20 protein-coding genes are annotated in these 16,660 nt (G+C 64.9%); 14 read left to right on the top strand and 6 right to left on the bottom strand.

What is annotated here, in order from left to right; translation table 11 throughout:
* Nucleotides 1-18 precede the first annotated feature (18 nt).
* Genes F3N42_RS00095 through fghA form a run of 13 tightly spaced genes read left to right on the top strand, consistent with a single transcriptional unit; the run spans nt 19 to nt 10,674 of the window.
* Nucleotides 19-1,164, top strand: a complete 1,146-nt coding sequence (locus F3N42_RS00095) for an acyl-CoA dehydrogenase family protein (protein WP_150862341.1) — start codon at nt 19-21, stop codon at nt 1,162-1,164.
* Nucleotides 1,165-1,217: 53 nt separating this feature from the next.
* On the top strand, nt 1,218-1,442 hold the full coding sequence (locus tag F3N42_RS00090; protein ID WP_150862340.1) for a DUF6364 family protein: 225 nt from the start codon (nt 1,218-1,220) through the stop codon (nt 1,440-1,442).
* Nucleotides 1,429-1,860 (top strand): PIN domain-containing protein, encoded by a 432-nt coding sequence (locus F3N42_RS00085; RefSeq protein WP_191621125.1) that lies wholly within the window; start codon nt 1,429-1,431, stop codon nt 1,858-1,860. Before F3N42_RS00090 ends, F3N42_RS00085 begins: the two co-directional genes overlap by 14 nt.
* 52 nt (nt 1,861-1,912) lie before the next feature.
* Nucleotides 1,913-3,085: a thiolase family protein gene (locus F3N42_RS00080; RefSeq protein WP_150862338.1), complete on the top strand. Its 1,173-nt coding sequence runs from the start codon at nt 1,913-1,915 to the stop codon at nt 3,083-3,085.
* Between the two features lie 7 nt (nt 3,086-3,092).
* Nucleotides 3,093-4,700: a carboxyl transferase domain-containing protein gene (locus F3N42_RS00075; RefSeq protein WP_150862337.1), complete on the top strand. Its 1,608-nt coding sequence runs from the start codon at nt 3,093-3,095 to the stop codon at nt 4,698-4,700.
* A gap of 22 nt (nt 4,701-4,722) precedes the next feature.
* Nucleotides 4,723-5,529: an enoyl-CoA hydratase/isomerase family protein gene (locus F3N42_RS00070; RefSeq protein WP_150862336.1), complete on the top strand. Its 807-nt coding sequence runs from the start codon at nt 4,723-4,725 to the stop codon at nt 5,527-5,529.
* Nucleotides 5,530-5,533: 4 nt separating this feature from the next.
* Entirely contained in the window at nt 5,534-6,301 is a 768-nt protein-coding gene (locus F3N42_RS00065; RefSeq protein WP_150862335.1) for an SDR family NAD(P)-dependent oxidoreductase, read from the top strand.
* A 10-nt stretch (nt 6,302-6,311) separates the two neighbouring features.
* A complete protein-coding gene (locus F3N42_RS00060) occupies nt 6,312-6,719 on the top strand; it encodes a hypothetical protein (RefSeq protein WP_150862334.1) in 408 nt (135 codons plus the stop codon).
* A gap of 25 nt (nt 6,720-6,744) precedes the next feature.
* A complete protein-coding gene (locus F3N42_RS00055) occupies nt 6,745-7,578 on the top strand; it encodes a mechanosensitive ion channel family protein (protein WP_150862333.1) in 834 nt (277 codons plus the stop codon).
* Nucleotides 7,579-7,584: 6 nt separating this feature from the next.
* Entirely contained in the window at nt 7,585-7,878 is a 294-nt protein-coding gene (locus F3N42_RS00050) for an encapsulin-associated ferritin-like protein (protein ID WP_150862332.1), read from the top strand.
* The gene (locus F3N42_RS00045) at nt 7,875-8,702 is read left to right on the top strand and encodes a DUF6498-containing protein (protein WP_150862331.1); all 828 of its coding nucleotides are present in this window, start codon (nt 7,875-7,877) and stop codon (nt 8,700-8,702) included. Before F3N42_RS00050 ends, F3N42_RS00045 begins: the two co-directional genes overlap by 4 nt.
* Nucleotides 8,699-9,808: an S-(hydroxymethyl)glutathione dehydrogenase/class III alcohol dehydrogenase gene (locus F3N42_RS00040; RefSeq protein ID WP_150862330.1), complete on the top strand. Its 1,110-nt coding sequence runs from the start codon at nt 8,699-8,701 to the stop codon at nt 9,806-9,808. Before F3N42_RS00045 ends, F3N42_RS00040 begins: the two co-directional genes overlap by 4 nt.
* A 17-nt stretch (nt 9,809-9,825) precedes the next feature.
* On the top strand, nt 9,826-10,674 hold the full coding sequence (gene fghA / locus F3N42_RS00035) for an S-formylglutathione hydrolase (RefSeq protein ID WP_150862329.1): 849 nt from the start codon (nt 9,826-9,828) through the stop codon (nt 10,672-10,674).
* Nucleotides 10,675-10,734: 60 nt separating this feature from the next.
* On the opposite strand, the gene F3N42_RS00030 is transcribed toward fghA, so the two are convergent.
* Together F3N42_RS00030 and F3N42_RS00025 are read right to left on the bottom strand one after the other, a co-directional pair.
* Nucleotides 10,735-11,145, bottom strand: a complete 411-nt coding sequence (locus tag F3N42_RS00030; RefSeq protein WP_150862328.1) for an MGMT family protein — start codon at nt 11,143-11,145, stop codon at nt 10,735-10,737.
* Nucleotides 11,146-11,590: 445 nt separating this feature from the next.
* Nucleotides 11,591-12,406 carry an RNA methyltransferase gene (locus F3N42_RS00025; RefSeq protein WP_150862327.1) on the bottom strand — a complete coding sequence of 272 codons (816 nt, stop codon included), beginning with the start codon at nt 12,404-12,406 and terminating at the stop codon, nt 11,591-11,593.
* Here F3N42_RS00025 and F3N42_RS00020 point away from each other — a divergent pair.
* The gene (locus tag F3N42_RS00020; RefSeq protein ID WP_150862326.1) at nt 12,405-13,205 is read left to right on the top strand and encodes an inositol monophosphatase family protein; all 801 of its coding nucleotides are present in this window, start codon (nt 12,405-12,407) and stop codon (nt 13,203-13,205) included. The genes F3N42_RS00025 and F3N42_RS00020 overlap by 2 nt on opposite strands.
* Nucleotides 13,206-13,388: 183 nt before the next feature.
* Here F3N42_RS00020 and secF read toward each other — a convergent pair whose 3' ends face one another.
* Genes secF through F3N42_RS15850 form a run of 4 tightly spaced genes read right to left on the bottom strand, consistent with a single transcriptional unit; the run spans nt 13,389 to nt 16,539 of the window.
* Entirely contained in the window at nt 13,389-14,330 is a 942-nt protein-coding gene (gene secF, locus F3N42_RS00015) for a protein translocase subunit SecF (RefSeq protein WP_150862325.1), read from the bottom strand.
* A 10-nt stretch (nt 14,331-14,340) separates the two neighbouring features.
* Nucleotides 14,341-16,170: a protein translocase subunit SecD gene (gene secD / locus F3N42_RS00010; protein WP_150862324.1), complete on the bottom strand. Its 1,830-nt coding sequence runs from the start codon at nt 16,168-16,170 to the stop codon at nt 14,341-14,343.
* A 46-nt stretch (nt 16,171-16,216) separates the two neighbouring features.
* A complete protein-coding gene (yajC, locus tag F3N42_RS15855; protein WP_318190940.1) occupies nt 16,217-16,420 on the bottom strand; it encodes a preprotein translocase subunit YajC in 204 nt (67 codons plus the stop codon).
* The gene (locus F3N42_RS15850) at nt 16,417-16,539 is read right to left on the bottom strand and encodes a preprotein translocase subunit YajC (protein ID WP_318190939.1); all 123 of its coding nucleotides are present in this window, start codon (nt 16,537-16,539) and stop codon (nt 16,417-16,419) included. The genes yajC and F3N42_RS15850 overlap by 4 nt, the downstream gene beginning before the upstream one ends.
* Between the last annotated feature and the right edge of the window lie 121 nt (nt 16,540-16,660).

Below are 16,660 nucleotides of genomic sequence, written 5' to 3'. Positions count from 1 at the left end.
TGACGGGAGGGGACACCGATGAACGAGGAACTGGAGCTGCTGCGCGACACCGCGCGGCGTTTCGCCGAAGCCGAGATCGCGCCGCGCGCGGCCGAGATCGACGAGGTCAACGAATTCCCACAGGACCTGTGGCCCAAGCTGGGTGAGATGGGCATGCTGGGCATGACCGTGCCGGCCGATTACGGCGGCTCGGACATGGGTTACCTGGCCCACCTGGTGGCGATGGAGGAAATCTCCCGCGCCTCCGGTTCCATCGGCCTGTCCTATGGCGCGCACTCCAACCTGTGCGTCGACAACCTGCAGCGCAACGGCACCGAGGCGCAGAAACAACGCTTCCTCCCCGGCCTGTGCAGCGGCGAGACCGTCGGCGCGCTGGCCATGTCCGAACCGGGCGCCGGCTCCGACGTGGTGGGCTCCATGGCCTGCCGCGCCGAGCAGCGCGACGACGGCACCTGGGTCGCCAACGGCAACAAGATGTGGATCACCAACGGCCCCGAGGCCGGCGTGTTGATCGTCTACATGCGCACCGCCGGCCCGGAAGCGGGCTCCAAGTGCATGACCGCCTTCCTGGTCACCGACGACCTGCCCGGCTTCAGCAAGGCCCAGAAGCTCGACAAGCTGGGCATGCGCGGCTCCAACACCTGCGAACTGGTATTCGAGGACTGCGTCATCCCGGCCGAGAACGTGCTGGGCGAAGTGAACCAGGGTGTGAAGGTGCTGATGAGCGGCCTGGACACCGAGCGCATGGTGCTGTCCGGCGGCCCCATCGGCCTGATGCAGGCGGCGCTGGACCTGGCCCTGCCCTACACCCGCGAGCGCAAACAGTTCGGCAAGGCCCTGGGCGAGTTCGGCGTGATGCAGGCCAAGCTGGGCGACATGTACACAGCGCTGCAGTCCTCGCGCGCCTTCGCCTACGCCGTCGCCGAGGCCTTCGACGACGGCCGCAAGTCGCGCATCGACCCCGCCGCGTGCCTGCTGCACGCCTCGCGCTCCGCCGTCGAGGTGACGCTGGAGGCGATCCAGACCCTGGGCGGCAACGGCTACATCAACGAATACCCGGCCGGCCGCCTGCTCCGCGACGCCAAGCTCTACGAAATCGGCGCCGGCACCAACGAGATCCGGCGCATGCTGATTGGCAGGGAGCTTGTGCAGGACAAGGCGTAATTCAGGGCAGTTTGATACACTTATTATGTGCACACTTAATACGTGAATAGCTGATGAACCTGACACTTTCAATCAACAAGGACCTACTTGAGCGCGCCCGCAAGGCCGCGCGGGCCCAGGGAAAAAGCGTCAACCAGATGGTTCGCGAGTACCTGGAGCAGCTGTGCTCCGGCCAGGCACTGGATGCAACGATTGACGAGTACATCGGCGGTAGCGGACAGGGAAGGCGCGAGAAGGGCTGGGCTTTCGATCGCGACGAGCTTCATGAAAGAACTTAGCTTCTTCGACACCAATGTCCTGGTCTACGCTGAAGATGCCGACGAACCCATTAAGCGACAACGGGCTATCGAATTGGTGACCGCGGCGATGCACGACGGAACCGGAGTGATATCAACCCAGGTACTCCAGGAGTTCTTCGCGGTCTGCACCCGAAAACTCGGCATCAAGCCCGAAACCGTTCAACGTCGCATGCAACTGCTGACAACGCTGAATGTCATACAGATCACAACCGACGACACGCTGGATGCGGTTGACCTGGTCAGGCTTCACAAGTTGTCCTATTGGGACGCGCTGATCATCAACGCGGCCCGCAAAGCGGGCTGCTCAACCTTGCTCAGCGAGGACATGAACCACGGACAGAGCATCAGCGGCGTCAAGATCAGGAACCCGTTTATCGGCGCCGTACACGAGCGCTGAATCCAGTGAATACCCAACAATCCACCATCGACAGAATCACGGACACAACATCATGACTGACATCATCATCGCAGGCGCCAAGCGCACCCCCATCGGCTCTTTCCAGGGCCAGTTCAGTGACGTTCCCGCCGACGATCTGGGCGCGGCGGCCATTGCGGCGGCCGTCGAGCAGTCGGGTGTGGCTGTCGATGCCATTGACGACGTGGTCATGGGATGCGTGCTGCCGGCCGGTGTCGGCCAGGCGCCCGCGCGGCTGGCCGCGCGCAAGGCCGGTATCCCGGTCAGCGCCGGCGCGGTCACGGTCAACAAGGCCTGCAGCTCCGGCCTGGTGGCCATCATGCAGGCGCACGACAGCATTGTCGCCGGCAGCAAGTCGGTAGTCGTGGCGGGCGGCATGGAATCCATGACCCGCGCGCCCTACCTGTTGCCGAAAGCGCGCGGCGGTTACCGCATGGGCCACGGCGAGGTGCTGGACCACATGTTCACCGACGGCCTGCAGGACCCGGACGAGGGTTTCATGATGGGCGTCTACGGCCAGAAGTGCGCCGACAAGTACGCGTTCAGCCGCGAGGCGATGGATGCCTTCGGCACGGCCTCGGTGGAACGCGCTCTGCACGCCATGGAATCCGAATTCGAGGCGGAGCTGGCGCCGGTCACGGTACGCAGCCGCCGCGGTGAGACCGTGGTCACCCAGGACGAAGAGCCGCCGCGCTGCAACCTGGAGAAGATTCCCACGCTGCGCGCCGCCTTCGCCAAGGACGGCACGGTCACCGCCGCCACGTCGTCAAAGATCTCCGACGGCGCCGCCGCCGTGGTACTGATGAGCGCCGACGCGGCGCGCGAGCGCGGCGTTACGCCGCTGGCGCGTATCGTCGCCCACGCCATGCACTCGCAGGAACCGGAATGGTTCACGACCGCCCCCGTGGGCGCGATCGCCAACGTGCTGAAAAAGGCGGGCTGGAGCGTCTCCGATGTCGACCTGTTCGAGGTCAACGAGGCCTTCGCCGCGGTCACGATGGCGGCGATGCACGACCACGACATCCCGCACGACAAGATCAACGTCAACGGCGGCGCCTGCGCGCTGGGTCACCCCATCGGCGCCAGCGGCGCGCGACTGGTGGTCACACTGCTGAACGCCCTGGCCCAGCGCGGCCTGAAGCGTGGCGTTGCGGCGCTGTGCAATGGGGGTGGCGAGGCGACGGCGATCGCGGTGGAGCTGGTTTAAAGCCACAATGAGCGTCATCGACACCCGGCTCGACCCCTCGCAGGCGTCTTTCGACGCCAATGTCGGCACCATGCGCGCGCTGGTGGATGACCTGGGCAAACAGCTGGAGACGGTGAAGCTGGGCGGCGGCGATGACGCCCGGGTCAAACACCTGAAGCGTGGCAAGATGCTGCCGCGTGACCGTGTCACTGGCTTGCTCGATGAGGGCAGCCCGTTCCTGGAACTGTCCGCGCTGGCAGCATACGGGCTCTACGAAGGCGCGGCACCCGGCGCCGGCATCATCACCGGCATCGGCCAGGTGCATGGCCGCGACGTGATGGTGGTGGCCAACGACGCCACCGTGAAGGGCGGGACGTATTTCCCGATGACGGTGAAGAAGCACCTGCGCGCGCAGGCGATCGCCGCCGAGAACCACCTGCCCTGCGTCTACCTGGTCGACTCTGGCGGCGCCTTCCTGCCGCTTCAGGACGAGGTGTTCCCCGACCGCGAGCACTTCGGCCGCATCTTCTTCAACCAGGCCCGGCTGGCCGCCGACAACATCCCGCAGATCGCCGTGGTGATGGGCTCGTGTACCGCCGGCGGCGCCTACGTGCCGGCCATGTGCGACGAGTCCATTATCGTCAAGAAGCAGGGCACGATTTTCCTGGGCGGCCCGCCGCTGGTGAAGGCTGCCACCGGCGAGGTGGTGGACGCCGAGACTTTGGGCGGCGCCGAGGTGCACTCGTCCAAATCCGGCGTTACCGACCACCTGGCCGACAGCGACGGCCACGCCCTGCAAATGGCGCGCGAGGCCCTGGCCTGCCTGAACCGGCCGGCGTTTACCGCTTACGAGCGCGCCGAGCCGCGCGAGCCGAAGTACAAGGCGGAAGAACTCTACGGCGTGGTCCCACGCGACTCGCGCGTGCAGCTGCCCATACGCGAGGTCATCGCCCGCATCGTCGACGGCAGCGAATTCCACGAGTTCAAGGCCCGCTACGGCAAGACCCTGGTCTGCGGCTTCGCCCGCATCGACGGCTGGCCGGTGGCCATCATCGCCAACAACGGCATCCTGTTCTCCGAATCGGCGCTGAAGGCCGCGCACTTTATCGAACTGGCCGACAAGCGCGGCATTCCGCTGGTGTTCCTGCAGAACATCACCGGTTTCATGGTCGGCCGCGCCTACGAGAACGCCGGCATCGCCAAAGACGGCGCCAAGATGGTCACGGCCGTCGCCACCGCGCGCGTGCCCAAGTTCACGGTGGTGATCGGCGGCAGCTTCGGCGCCGGCAACTACGCCATGGCCGGGCGCGCCTACGACCCGCGATTCCTGTGGATGTGGCCCAACGCCCGCGTCTCGGTGATGGGTGGCGAACAGGCCGCCTCGGTACTGGCCACGGTGCGCCGTGACGGCATCGAGGCCAAGGGCGGCGAGTGGTCCGCCGAAGACGAGGCCGAGTTCCGCCGCCCGATCCTGGAGGGCTACGACCAACAGGGCCACCCCTACTACGCCACCGCCCGCCTGTGGGACGACGGCATCATCGACCCCATCGACACCCGAGCCACACTGGCCCGCGGCCTGGCGATTGCCGCCAACGCGCCGCTTGCCCCGCAGCGCGTGCCGATGTTCAGGATGTAACGACCGGCCGGGGGATCGAACCATGAGCAGCCTGCAATACCACCTGGAAGACGGCGTCGCCACACTGACGCTGAACCGCCCGGAGGTCCACAACGCTTTCGACGACGAGCTGATCGGCTGCCTGACCGACACGCTGCTGGCCGTGGGCAGCGACACCGCCGTCCGCGTCGTGGTCCTGACGGGCGCCGGCAAATCATTCTCCGCCGGCGCCGACCTGAACTGGATGCGGCGCATGGCCGAGGCCGACGCCGCCACCAACGAGCACGACGCCCTGCACCTGGCGCGCCTGATGCGCACCCTGAACTACCTGCACAAACCCACCATCGCCCGCGTCAACGGCGCCGCCATCGGCGGGGGGATGGGCCTGGTCGCCTGCTGCGATATCGCCGTTGCGGCCGAGAACGCCGTGTTCGCCACCAGCGAGGTGCGCTTAGGGCTCGCCCCGGCGGTAATCTCGCCCTACGTGTTCCGCAAGATCGGCGAGAGTCATGCGCGGCGGTATTTCCTGACCGGCGAGCGATTCGACGCCGCGCACGCCTTACACATTGGCCTGGTGCACGAAGTCACAGCGGCCGACGCCCTGGATAGCGCAACCCTTCGTTTTACGGAAGAGCTCGCGAAAGGTGGCCCGCAGGCGCAGGCGCAGGGCAAGGCACTCGCCGGTTTCGCCGGCGGCCACAGCATCGACACACAACTGAAACTGGACCAGCACACCGCCCAACTGATCGCCCGGCTTCGCACCGGCGACGAGGGCCGGGAAGGCATGCGCGCATTCCTCGACAAACGCGCGCCGGGGTGGATTTCCGCCGGCGCAGACCCCAAGGAGTAACACCATGAAGATTTCACAGGCGAAAGCCGTCATCACCGGCGGCGCCTCCGGCCTTGGCCTGGCCGTGGCGAAACACGTCGTCGCCGCTGGCGGCCAGGTCACGCTGCTGGATATCAATGACGAGGCCGGCGCGGCGGCGGTGGCCGAGCTGGGCGCCAACGCGAACTACCTGAACGTCAACGTCACCGACGAGGCCGCGGTGGTGGCCGCCATCGAGGCGGCGAAGGGCCACATGGGCGGCGTCAACGTCAACGTCAACTGCGCCGGTGTCATCGGCGCCGGACGGGTACTGGGGCGCGAGGCACCGATGGCACTGGACTACTTCGCCAACGTCATCAACATCAACCTGGTGGGTAGCTTCAATGTCGCCAAGGCGTCGGCCGCGGCCATGGAAGCGAACGAGCCGGGCGAAGACGGCGAGCGCGGCGTGATCATCAACACCGCCTCGGTGGCGGCCTACGAGGGCCAGATCGGCCAGGCGGCGTATTCGGCCAGCAAGGGTGGCATCGTTGGCATGACGCTGCCGATGGCGCGCGAGTTTACCCGCATCGGCGTGCGGGTCATGGCGATTGCACCGGGCATTTTCTGGACGCCGATGGTGGACGGCATGCCGCCGGAGGTTCAGGAGTCGTTATCCGCCTCCATTCCGTTCCCGTCACGGCTGGGCAAACCCGAAGAGTTTGCTGAACTCGCGGCCCATATCGTGGAGAATGGGTACCTCAACGGCACCACGCTGCGACTGGACGGTGCCGTCCGCATGCAACCAAAGTAAGGAAACCAACGTGGAAACGTTCACGGAAGTACGTGATTTCGTCGCCGGCCATCACGAGCTGATCATCGACGAGCCGTTCCTGCTGGGCTTCGAATGCCCGGTGGGCAGCGAAGGCCGCAAGCAGAGCATTTTCCTGGCCGAGATCAAGGGCGGCGATGGCCGCCGCTACCTGCGCGTGGAAACGCCGGTGGTGCCGCTGGAGGACTTCGACGCCGAGAAATGCCTGCGCATCAACCTGATGCAGCGCGTCGGCTACCTGGCCGTCGGCGACCTGGACGGCGTGGCCTACATCAAGATGTGCGAGAACCTGCCCTATTCAATCCTGAGCGGCCAGGAACTGGAACACGTGGTGAACCACGTGGCGCCGTTCGCCGACCGTTTCGAGGAAGTCCTGGAGGGCGACAGCGACGTCGCCTGATTCAATCAACGCTCACGGGGGAACCATGGAGCAATTTAAAACCTGGTACGCCGATTCCGGCATCACCGATATCCTGATCACGTTCGGCTTCAACCTGCTGATCGCGCTGGTCATCCTGTTCCTGGGCATGCGCCTGGGGCGCTTCACGCAGCACTGGGCCGAGAAGGTCATGCGCAAGAAGGAAATGGATGACATCCTCGTCGATTTCATCGGCACCATCATCTGGTGGCTGATTCTGGCCATTACCTTCGTCGCCGCGCTGCAGAAACTGGGTATCCCCGCCACGTCGCTGGTGGCTGTTCTTGGCGCCGCGGGCCTGGCCATCGGTCTGGCGCTGAAAGATTCACTCAGCAACTTCGCCGCCGGTGTCATGCTGGTGATGTTCCGGCCGTTCGCCAAGGGCGACTTCGTCGAAGCCGCCGGCGAATCGGGCTCGGTGGAGGAAATCCACCTGGTCAACACGCTGATCGTGACGCCGGACAACCGCGAGATCACGCTGCCCAACGGCGCCATCTGGAACTCGCCCATCATCAACTACACCACGCGCGACACGCGCCGTATCGACATGGAATTCGGCGTCGGCTACGGCGACGACCTGAAAGTGGCCGCCGAAATCCTGATGCGGGTCTGCACCGAGCACCCGAAGGTGCTGAAAGACCCGGCGCCAGTGGTGCTGATCACCGCACTGGCCGATTCCAGCGTCAACTTCTGGGTCCGGCCATGGACCGCGACCTCTGACTACTGGGTCGTGCGCGCGGAAATCATGGAGAAAGCCAAGGCTGAACTGGAAGCCGCGGGCTGCAATATCCCGTTCCCGCAGCGCGATGTTCACATTCACGAAGTGAAAGAAGGAGAGTAATCGCTCATGTCAAACGAGGGCTATCACGAACCTGTAGAAGAGCTCAGCGACGAGACCCGCGACATGCACCGGGCCATCATCTCGCTGATGGAAGAACTGGAAGCGGTCGACTGGTACCAGCAGCGCGTTGACGCCTGCAAGGACCCGGAACTGGCCAAGATCCTGGCCCATAACCGCGACGAGGAGAAAGAGCACGCGGCGATGGTGCTCGAATGGATTCGCCGCCGCGACCCGCGCTTCGACAAGGAACTGAAGGACTACCTGTTCACCGAAGGCGAAATCGGGCACCACCACGATTGAGCCGGTCACCGCGCAAGGGAAGTCAACGCCGCCCCGATAAGCCGGGGCGGCGTTTTTCCATCCGCCAGACGCTGCGTGACGCGCTGCGGCGGCGGTCCGGCTGGGTACTGCTGGCCGTCAACCTGGGCGTGCTGGTGGGCGTGCTGCGCTACGACTGGAGCGTGTTCGAGATCGTCTTCCTGTACTGGGCCGAGAACGTCATCATCGGCGTGATCAACGTGCTGCGCATGCTGATGGCCTCGCCGCTGCCGATCCCGAAGGAAGTGCCGCGTGACGAAATTCCGGCACCGGCGAAAAAGATCCTGTGGATCATCAACATCGGCGCCAAGCTGTTCATGGTGCCGTTTTTCTGCGTCCACTACGGCATATTCACGTTGGTGCACGGCGCCTTCGTGTTCGACCTGTTCGAGAAAGAAGGTAGTCATGGCATGGACTACTGGCAGTCGATTCCCGACTTCATGACCACGGCGCTGGCGATGTCCCTGGCCGCGCTGGCCATCAGCCACCTTTATTCCTTCTTCGCCAACTACATCGGCCGCGGCGAGTGGCGCACGGCCACGGTGGGCGAGATGATGGCGCGTCCCTACGGGCGTATCATCGTGCTTCATATCACCATCATTTTCGGTGGCATCGCGGCCCAGGCGCTGGGCAGCCCGTTGGGGCTGCTGCTGGTGCTGGTGCTGCTGAAGACCGTCACCGATCTCGCCATGCACGAGCGTGAGCGGGAAAAACTGAACGACCCGGTGGAGCCAGCCACGAAGACCGACATGGAACCTGGCGTGGAACCCACCGTCCAACACGAATCTGAAAGGAGAACACCATGAAATCACGTGCCGCCGTTGCCCGCGCCGCCGGGCAGCCCCTGGTCATCGAGGAAATCGACGTCGCCGGCCCGAGGGCCGGTGAAGTGCTGGTGCGCATCGTCGCCACGGGCGTCTGCCACACCGACGCCTTCACGCTGTCGGGCGCCGACCCGGAGGGCCTGTTCCCGGCCATCCTGGGCCACGAGGGCGGCGGCGTGGTCGAGGAAGTCGGCCCGGGCGTGACCTCGCTGAAGCCGGGCGACCACGTGATCCCGCTGTACACGCCGGAGTGCCGCGAGTGCTCGTTCTGCAAGTCCGGCAAGACCAACCTGTGCCAGAAGATCCGCGCCACCCAGGGCCAGGGCCTGATGCCCGACGGCACCTCGCGGTTTTCGTCCGGCGGTGAGCCGTTATTCCACTACATGGGCACCTCCACGTTCAGCGAATACACCGTGGTGCCGGAGATCGCGCTGGCGAAGATCAATCCGGCGGCGCCGCTGGACAAGGTCTGCCTGCTGGGCTGCGGCATCACCACCGGCATTGGCGCGGTACTGAACACCGCGAAGGTGGAGCCGGGCTCGACCGTGGCCGTGTTCGGCCTGGGCGGGATTGGTCTCGCGGTGATCCAGGGCGCGGTGATGGCCGGTGCGGAACGCATCGTCGCCATCGACATGAACCCGGACAAGTTCGACATGGCCAAGGCGCTGGGCGCCACCGATTTCGTCAACCCGAAAGACTATGACGCGCCCATCCAGGACGTGATCGTCGACCTGACCGACGGCGGCGTGGACTACTCGTTCGAGTGCATCGGCAACGTCGAGGTCATGCGCGCGGCGCTGGAGTGCTGCCACAAGGGCTGGGGCGAGTCGATCATCATCGGTGTCGCCGGGGCCGGCCAGGAAATCAGCACGCGGCCGTTCCAGCTGGTCACCGGTCGGGTCTGGCGCGGCACCGCCTTTGGCGGCGTGCGCGGCCGCACCGAACTGCCGGGCTACGTGGATAAATACATGGCCGGCGGCATCAACCTGGACGACATGGTCACCCACACCATGGGCCTGGAAGACATCAATAAAGCCTTTGACCTGATGCACGACGGTGAGAGCATCCGCTCCGTGGTGATTTTCTGAGCCGGGACCCCGCACACATGGAAAAACTGTCATCCACCGGCAGCTTCGGCGGCCGGGTCGAACGCTACAAGCACGCCAGCGCCACGCTCAACTGCGACATGGAATTCGGTGTCTACCTGCCACCGCAGGCCGATACCGGCCCCGTGCCGGTGTTGTGGTGGCTGTCGGGCCTGACCTGCACCGACGAGAACTTCATGCAAAAGGCAGGTGCACAGCGCCTGGCCGCACAACTGGGCCTGGCAATCGTCTGCCCGGACACCAGCCCGCGTGGCACCGACCTGCCCGGCGAGCACGACGACTGGGACTTCGGCTCCGGCGCCGGCTTCTACGTCAACGCGACGCAGGCGCCGTGGGACAGGCACTACCGCATGTACGACTACGTGACTAAGGAGCTGCCGGCCCTGGTGGAAGCCAACCTGCCGGTCACCGGCCAGCGCGCCGTCAGTGGTCATTCGATGGGCGGCCACGGCGCCCTGCTCTGCGCCCTGCGCGAGCCGGAACGCTACGCCTCGGTCAGCGCCTTCGCGCCCATCTGCCACCCGTCCGACTGCCCCTGGGGCGTGAAGGCCTTCAGCCACTACCTGGGCGACGACCGCAACGACTGGCGCGCATGGGACGCCACCCAGCTACTCACCGACGTCGACATCCAGCTTCCCATCCTGATCGACCAGGGCGCCGACGACCCGTTCCTGGGCGAGCAATTAAAGCCCGGCGCGCTGGAGCAGGCCGCAATCTGCGCGCACCACCCGCTCGAAATCCGGTTACGTGAAGGGTATGACCACTCTTACTTCTTTGTGGCCAGCTTTATCGACGACCACCTGCGCCATCACGCCAAGGCGCTCGGGCTGATCGCTTCGGCCGACTGAGGCTTCGCAGGGACCGGGGCTGGAATGTCTTCAACGACTGGAAAGCCCTGAAAATGCGCCCTAAGTCTTACTGACCCCCGGCTCACCCCAGAACAGGCAGTCAAGCGCGCCCTTGTAGCCGAAGCGGTCCAGGTCGATTCGGCCGTCGATGAACACCACGCCCTCTTCCTGCAGCAGGTCTTTCTGGCGCTCGTAGCCGGCGGAATCGGGCGGGAAGGAAATCTTGCCCTGGGCGTTGATGACGCGGTGCCAGGGCAGTTCCACGTCATTGGGAGCGCGGCGCATTGCCTGGCTGACGCGGCGGGCCTGGCGTGGCAGGCCGGAAAGCCTGGCGACGTCGCCATAGGTCAGCACGTGGCCGCGGGGGATATCACTGACAACCTTCCAGACCGCCTCAAACCACTCGGCATCGGGGCGCGTGGGCGTACTGACGCCCGAATCAATGTCGGTGTCGGCGCTGGTGTCGTTCATGTTGCGACAGGGTGCAGTGCGGAATCAGCCTCCATTTTAACAGTTGGATGTGACGGACTTGTCAAACCAGCATGAAAAAAGCGGGCCGGCTCCGAGCCGGCCCGCTGTCTTGCGCCGCCCTTACGAGAAGGGAGAGGAACCCGATGGGCGGCATTTCCCGGAAACGCCGACGCGCCAACGACGCGAAGGTCCACCGTTTCCGGCAAAAGGGAGTTGCTCGAGGGCCCACGCAGGGGACGAGGTGGGTTTTCAAACGCGAGACAGGGAAAGATGCGGCACCGAACCCGGACGCACCCGGGCTGAAGGGAGGTGTAAATTCATTCGAACTCAGAACCTTTTCCGTGGTCCCTGTCGCCACCAATGGTAGCGATATCTTCCCTGACTCACTCCCTGGTTAAACCGTATCAGAAGCACACCGGAATTCAAACCGGGAATCGGTAAAACGTCAGTCCCCGGAGCGGTCTTCGGGCTTGGCCTCGCGTTGCGCCGCGGCCAGGATGCCGCGCAGGATGTTCATCTCGTTCTGGTCCGGCCGGGCGCGGTTGAACAGGCGCCGAAGGCGGCCCATCAGGCGCTTGGGCTGGTCGGGGTTAAGGAAGCGGATATCCAGCAGGGTCTGCTCCAGGTGCTCGTAGAACCGCTCCATCTGGACCGCGTCGACGGGCTCCCAGTCCAGCGGTGCACGCTCCACGCCGGTCTCGTCCAGGGCCGCCATGCGCAGGTCGTAAGCCACCACCTGCACGGCCTGGGACAGGTTCAGCGAACCGAACTCGGGGTTGGTCTCGATATGCACCAGCTGGTGGCAGCGCTGGATCTCCTCGTTGGTCAGGCCCCAGGCCTCGCGGCCGAACAGGATAGCCACGTCGCCAGCGCTGTCGGCGGACACCTCCGCCAGCGCCTCGACGGCGGCGCGGCGCACATCCATCTGCGGCATCGACAGGCTGCGCAGGCGCGCGCTGGTGCCCAGGACCAGCGAGCAGCCCTCGAGCGCGCCGTCCAGGTCGTCATGAACCTGCGCGGTTTGCAGCAGGTCGGCGGCGCCGGAGGCCAGCGCGGTGGCATCGGCGCTGGGAAAGGCCGCTTCGGGGGCGACCAGGTGCAACTGCGAAAGCCCCATCACTTTCATGGCGCGGGCGGTGGATCCGATGTTGCCGGGATGGGTGGTGTGAATCAGCACGATACGCACGCGGGCCAGTCGCTCTGCCGCCTGCGCCGCTGTTCTGGTATCCTGTGCCGCCCTGTCGTCGAGTGTTTCAGTCATGGCCCATCCCGCAATCAATGTCGCCACCGAGGCGGCCCACGCCGCCGGCGAACTGATGCGCAGAAATCTGCGCAACCTGGATAGTGTCCCGGTTGCCAAAAAGGCCCGTTACGACTACGTCAGCGAAGTCGACCAGGCCTGCGAGGACGTGATTGTAAAAGAAATCCGCAAGTACTACCCCGACCACGCCATCCTGGGCGAGGAAGGCGGTATGCAGGGCGAATCCGACCACGTCTGGATCATCGACCCGGTCGACGGCACCAGCAATTACATCCAGGGGATCCCGCATTTTGCTGTGTCCATTGCGCTGCAGGTCAATGGCCGCACCGAGCACGGGCTGGTCTACGACCCGATGCGTGACGAGCTGTTCACCGCCAGCCGCGGCAAGGGCGCGTTCCTGGACCAGCGCCGCATCCGCGTATCGCAGCGCACGACGCTGGACGACGCCATCATCTCCACGGCATTCCCGTTCCGCAAACGCGAACTGATGCCGATGTACACGAAGATGTTCAGTTCGGTGTTCCGCCGCATCCAGGATATTCGCCGCGCCGGCGCCGCCTCGCTGGACCTGGCCTGGACCGCGGCCGGCCGCCTGGACGGCTACTTCGAGATTGGCACCGCGGCCTGGGATGTGGCCGCAGGCGCCCTGCTGGTCCGCGAAGCCGGCGGCGTCTGCACCGACTTCGACGGCAATGACCGCCTGGAAAACTCCGGCAGCGTGATCGCCGCGCCGTACAAGCTGATGACGCCGCTGCGGCAGCTGATTGAGCCGGCCTGGAAGGCCGCCAAGAACGGGTGAGGCTGGTGACGCGTGACGCGTGACGCGAAGGGCGTAGCGGCCGGACCCGCGCCACTCTAAGCCCGGCGACATCCCGGACGTAAAAAAACCCGCCAACCGGCGGGTTTTTTTGTAACCGAGGGCGGCCGATGGCCGCCCGGTCCACGCGTTACGAGTCACGCGTAACGCGTAACGCGTCACCCATCAAGGCATGGAGTCGATCTCGGCGCCTTCCTTCTCGATAACCAGCAGGTCCTGCTTGCTGACACCCAGCAGCAACAGCGCGACGCTGGCCACGTAGATGGACGAGTAGGTACCCACGACAACGCCGACGATCAGCGTCCAGGCGAAGGCGTGGATGATCTCGCCGCCAAAGAAGAACAGCGCGATCAGCACCAGCAGCGTGGTCAACGACGTCATCAACGTACGTGACAGGGTCTCGTTGACGGAGCGGTTGATGACCTCGGTCGGCGTGCTCTTGCCCATGCGCGGGAAGTTCTCGCGGATGCGGTCGAACAGCACGATGGTGTCGTTCAGCGAATAACCGACCACGGCCAGCAACGCCGCGACCACGGTCAGATCGAAGTCGATCTGCAGGATGGCCAGCATGCCCAGCGTCACCAGGATGTCATGGATAACCGCGATCACGGCGCCCACGGAGAAGCGCCACTGGAAGCGGAACATGACGTAGATGAAGATGCCGATGAGCGCGTAGATGACCGCCAGGATGCCTTGCTCGGTCAGCTCTTCGCCCACCTGCGGGCCGACAAAGCCCGAGGAACGCATTTCCACACCGGACGGGAAGTCCTGGGCCAGCGCCTCGATCACCTGGGTGGCCTGGGTGTCGGCGTTGGAATCACCCTCGTGCGGCGGAATCCGCACCAGCATGTCGGTGCTGGAGCCGAAGGTCTGCACCGTGGCGTCATCCATGCCGGCGCCTGCCAGCGATTCACGCACGGCGCCCACATCCGGCGCCTCGTTGAAGCGCACCTCGACCTCGGTACCGCCGGTGAAGTCCAGGCCGAAGTTCAGGCCCATGGTCGGCAGCGTCACCAGGGCGACGATGATCAGGATGGCGGAGAAGACAAGCGTGATCTTGCGCTTGCCCATGAAGTCGATATTGGTCTTGTCCTTGAGAAGTCTCATGTGATCGCCCTCAAATCGCCAGTTTCTCGACCCGCGCGCGGCGGCCGTAGTAGAGATTCACCAGCGCGCGCGTACCCATGATGGCGGTGAACATGGACGTGATGATGCCCAGCGATAGCGTTACAGCGAAGCCCTTCACCGGGCCGCTGCCGAACAGGAACAGCACGAAGGCGGCGATCAGCGTGGTGACGTTGGCATCCGCGATGGTCGAGAACGCCTTGTCATAACCCGCGCGGATACTGGCCTGCGGCGTGTTGCCGTTGCGCAGCTCCTCGCGGATACGCTCGAAGATGAGCACGTTGGCATCCACCGCCATACCCACCGTCAGGACGATACCGGCGATACCCGGCATGGTCAGCGTGGCGCCCAGCATCGACAGCAGCGCCAGCAGCAACACCAGGTTGCAGAACAGCGCGATGTCGGCGAACAGGCCAAAGGTGCGGTAGTAGATGGCCATGAACACCAGCACCAGGGCGAAGCCGATAATCACCGACTTGAAGCCGCGGGCGATGTTGTCGGCACCCAGTGAGGGGCCGACGGTGCGTTGGAAGGCAATCTCCATGGGCGCGGCCAGGGCACCGGCGCGAAGCAGCAGAGCCAGCTGCGAGGCTTCGCCGATGGAGTCGAGCCCGGTGGTCTGGAAACGCTTGCCAAACGGCTCACGGACGTTGGCGACCGAGATCACTTCCTCGACGCGCTCACCGCCTGGCTTCTGTTCGATGTAGACCACCGCCATGCGGTTGCCGACGTTCTCGCGGGTGAAGTCCAGCATGCGCGAGGCGCCGACGCCGTCCAGAGTGACGGACACCATCGGCGTGCCGCTCTGCTGGTCGAAACCGCCGGAGGCGCCGATGAGCTGATCACCGGACACGATCAGGCGCTTCTTCAGCAGCAGCGGGCTGCCCAGGTAGCTGTACATACGCGAGTCAGATGGAATGCGGCCGGTCTGCTGCGCGGTAAACGCGTCATTGACCTCGTCCACGGCGCGGTACTCCAGGGTGGCCGTGGCGCCGATGATCTTCTTGGCCTCGGCCATGTCCTGCACGCCGGGCAGCTGCACGACCACGCGGTCGGCGCCCTGCTGCTGGATGACCGGCTCGGCCACGCCCAGTTCGTTGACGCGGTTACGCAGCGTGGTGATGTTCTGCTTCAGCGCGGTCTGTTGCAATTCCAGCAACTGGCGTTCCAGCACTGTGCCGGACAGGCCGAAGGTCTCGCCGGCCGGCAGCTCTTCCAGGTCCAGGCCGTCCAGGCTCTGGTCACGGTTGATGATGCGCTCGGCCTCTTCGCGGTCGGCCTCGGAGCGCAGCTGGATGAGCACGTTCTCGTTCTCATGACGGACCGACACGTAGCGGATGCCGGCCTCGCGCAGCGCGGCGCGAATGTCATCGACATAGCGGTCGAGCTGCTGGCTGCGGGCGGTTTCCATGTCCACCTGCATCAGGAAGTGCACACCGCCCTGCAGATCCAGGCCCAGGGTCAGCGGCTTGGCGCCGAAGGCGCGCAGCCAGCCCGGGGTGGCGTGGGCCATGTGCAGGGCCACGACGTAGCCGTCGCCCAGGGTCTTCTGCAGCGCGTCGGAGGCACGCAGCTGGTCGTCGGTGTTGCTCAGCCGAACCAGCACGCGATTGTCGCCCAGCTCGGTGCCGAGGAACGGAATCTGCTCGCTGGCAAGGGTGTCGTCGATCGTGGTCTCGATCTCCAGCGGAAGCTGGAAGCCACGGGCGGAAGTCACCTGCACCGCCGGGTGGTCGCCGTAAAGGTTGGGCAGCGCGTAAATCACGCCCACGGCAATCACCAGGAGAATCAGCACGTACTTCCAGGCTGGATACTGGTTCATGGAACGCTCCCTGAGGGTGGTCCTGTTACGGTTTCTGGTGCCGCTATCAGGAGGACTTGATCGTGCCTTTCGGCATGACGCTGGCGATGGCGTGACGCTGGATCTTGATCTGGACGTTGTCCGCCAGCTCAAGGGTCACGAAGGAATCGTTGAGGTCAACGATCTTGCCGAGCAGGCCGCCGTTGGTGACGATCTCGTCGCCCTTACCCAGGCCTGCGACCAGCGCCTTGTGCTCCTTGGCGCGCTTCATCTGCGGGCGAATGAGCAGGAAATAGAACACACGAAGATCAGGATCAGCGGCAGGAACTGCGCCAGGCCGCCGGGTTGGGCGCCGTCCTGTGCGTATGCGGAAGCAATGAAAAAGTCCATGGAATGCCTCAAATTATTATGTCATTTCCCCGAAATGGGGCCGCTGGGCAGCCAGTTCAACTCGGGGGCGCGCAATTATACCTGACGGGGGTGTTGCGGGGTGGGGGTGTGGGTTCGGGGT

The organism is Marinihelvus fidelis (assembly GCF_008725655.1).
Taxonomy (GTDB): Bacteria; Pseudomonadota; Gammaproteobacteria; order Xanthomonadales; family SZUA-36; genus Marinihelvus; species Marinihelvus fidelis.
This window is presented reverse-complemented; position numbering and strand designations above follow the sequence as displayed.

Bases quoted from the DNA above. Each gene is read 5' to 3' on its own strand.
- F3N42_RS00095 (WP_150862341.1), top strand. From the start codon at position 19: ATGAACGAGGAACTGGAGCTGCTGCGCGACACCGCGCGGCGTTTCGCC.
- F3N42_RS00090 (WP_150862340.1), top strand. From the start codon at position 1,218: ATGAACCTGACACTTTCAATCAACAAGGACCTACTTGAGCGCGCCCGC.
- F3N42_RS00085 (WP_191621125.1), top strand. From the start codon at position 1,429: ATGAAAGAACTTAGCTTCTTCGACACCAATGTCCTGGTCTACGCTGAA.
- F3N42_RS00080 (WP_150862338.1), top strand. From the start codon at position 1,913: ATGACTGACATCATCATCGCAGGCGCCAAGCGCACCCCCATCGGCTCT.
- F3N42_RS00075 (WP_150862337.1), top strand. From the start codon at position 3,093: ATGAGCGTCATCGACACCCGGCTCGACCCCTCGCAGGCGTCTTTCGAC.
- F3N42_RS00070 (WP_150862336.1), top strand. From the start codon at position 4,723: ATGAGCAGCCTGCAATACCACCTGGAAGACGGCGTCGCCACACTGACG.
- F3N42_RS00065 (WP_150862335.1), top strand. From the start codon at position 5,534: ATGAAGATTTCACAGGCGAAAGCCGTCATCACCGGCGGCGCCTCCGGC.
- F3N42_RS00055 (WP_150862333.1), top strand. From the start codon at position 6,745: ATGGAGCAATTTAAAACCTGGTACGCCGATTCCGGCATCACCGATATC.
- F3N42_RS00050 (WP_150862332.1), top strand. From the start codon at position 7,585: ATGTCAAACGAGGGCTATCACGAACCTGTAGAAGAGCTCAGCGACGAG.
- F3N42_RS00040 (WP_150862330.1), top strand. From the start codon at position 8,699: ATGAAATCACGTGCCGCCGTTGCCCGCGCCGCCGGGCAGCCCCTGGTC.
- fghA (WP_150862329.1), top strand. From the start codon at position 9,826: ATGGAAAAACTGTCATCCACCGGCAGCTTCGGCGGCCGGGTCGAACGC.
- F3N42_RS00030 (WP_150862328.1), bottom strand. From the start codon at position 11,145: ATGAACGACACCAGCGCCGACACCGACATTGATTCGGGCGTCAGTACG.
- F3N42_RS00020 (WP_150862326.1), top strand. From the start codon at position 12,405: ATGGCCCATCCCGCAATCAATGTCGCCACCGAGGCGGCCCACGCCGCC.
- F3N42_RS00025 (WP_150862327.1), bottom strand. From the start codon at position 12,406: ATGACTGAAACACTCGACGACAGGGCGGCACAGGATACCAGAACAGCG.
- secF (WP_150862325.1), bottom strand. From the start codon at position 14,330: ATGAGACTTCTCAAGGACAAGACCAATATCGACTTCATGGGCAAGCGC.
- secD (WP_150862324.1), bottom strand. From the start codon at position 16,170: ATGAACCAGTATCCAGCCTGGAAGTACGTGCTGATTCTCCTGGTGATT.
- yajC (WP_318190940.1), bottom strand. From the start codon at position 16,420: ATGAAGCGCGCCAAGGAGCACAAGGCGCTGGTCGCAGGCCTGGGTAAG.
- F3N42_RS15850 (WP_318190939.1), bottom strand. From the start codon at position 16,539: ATGGACTTTTTCATTGCTTCCGCATACGCACAGGACGGCGCCCAACCC.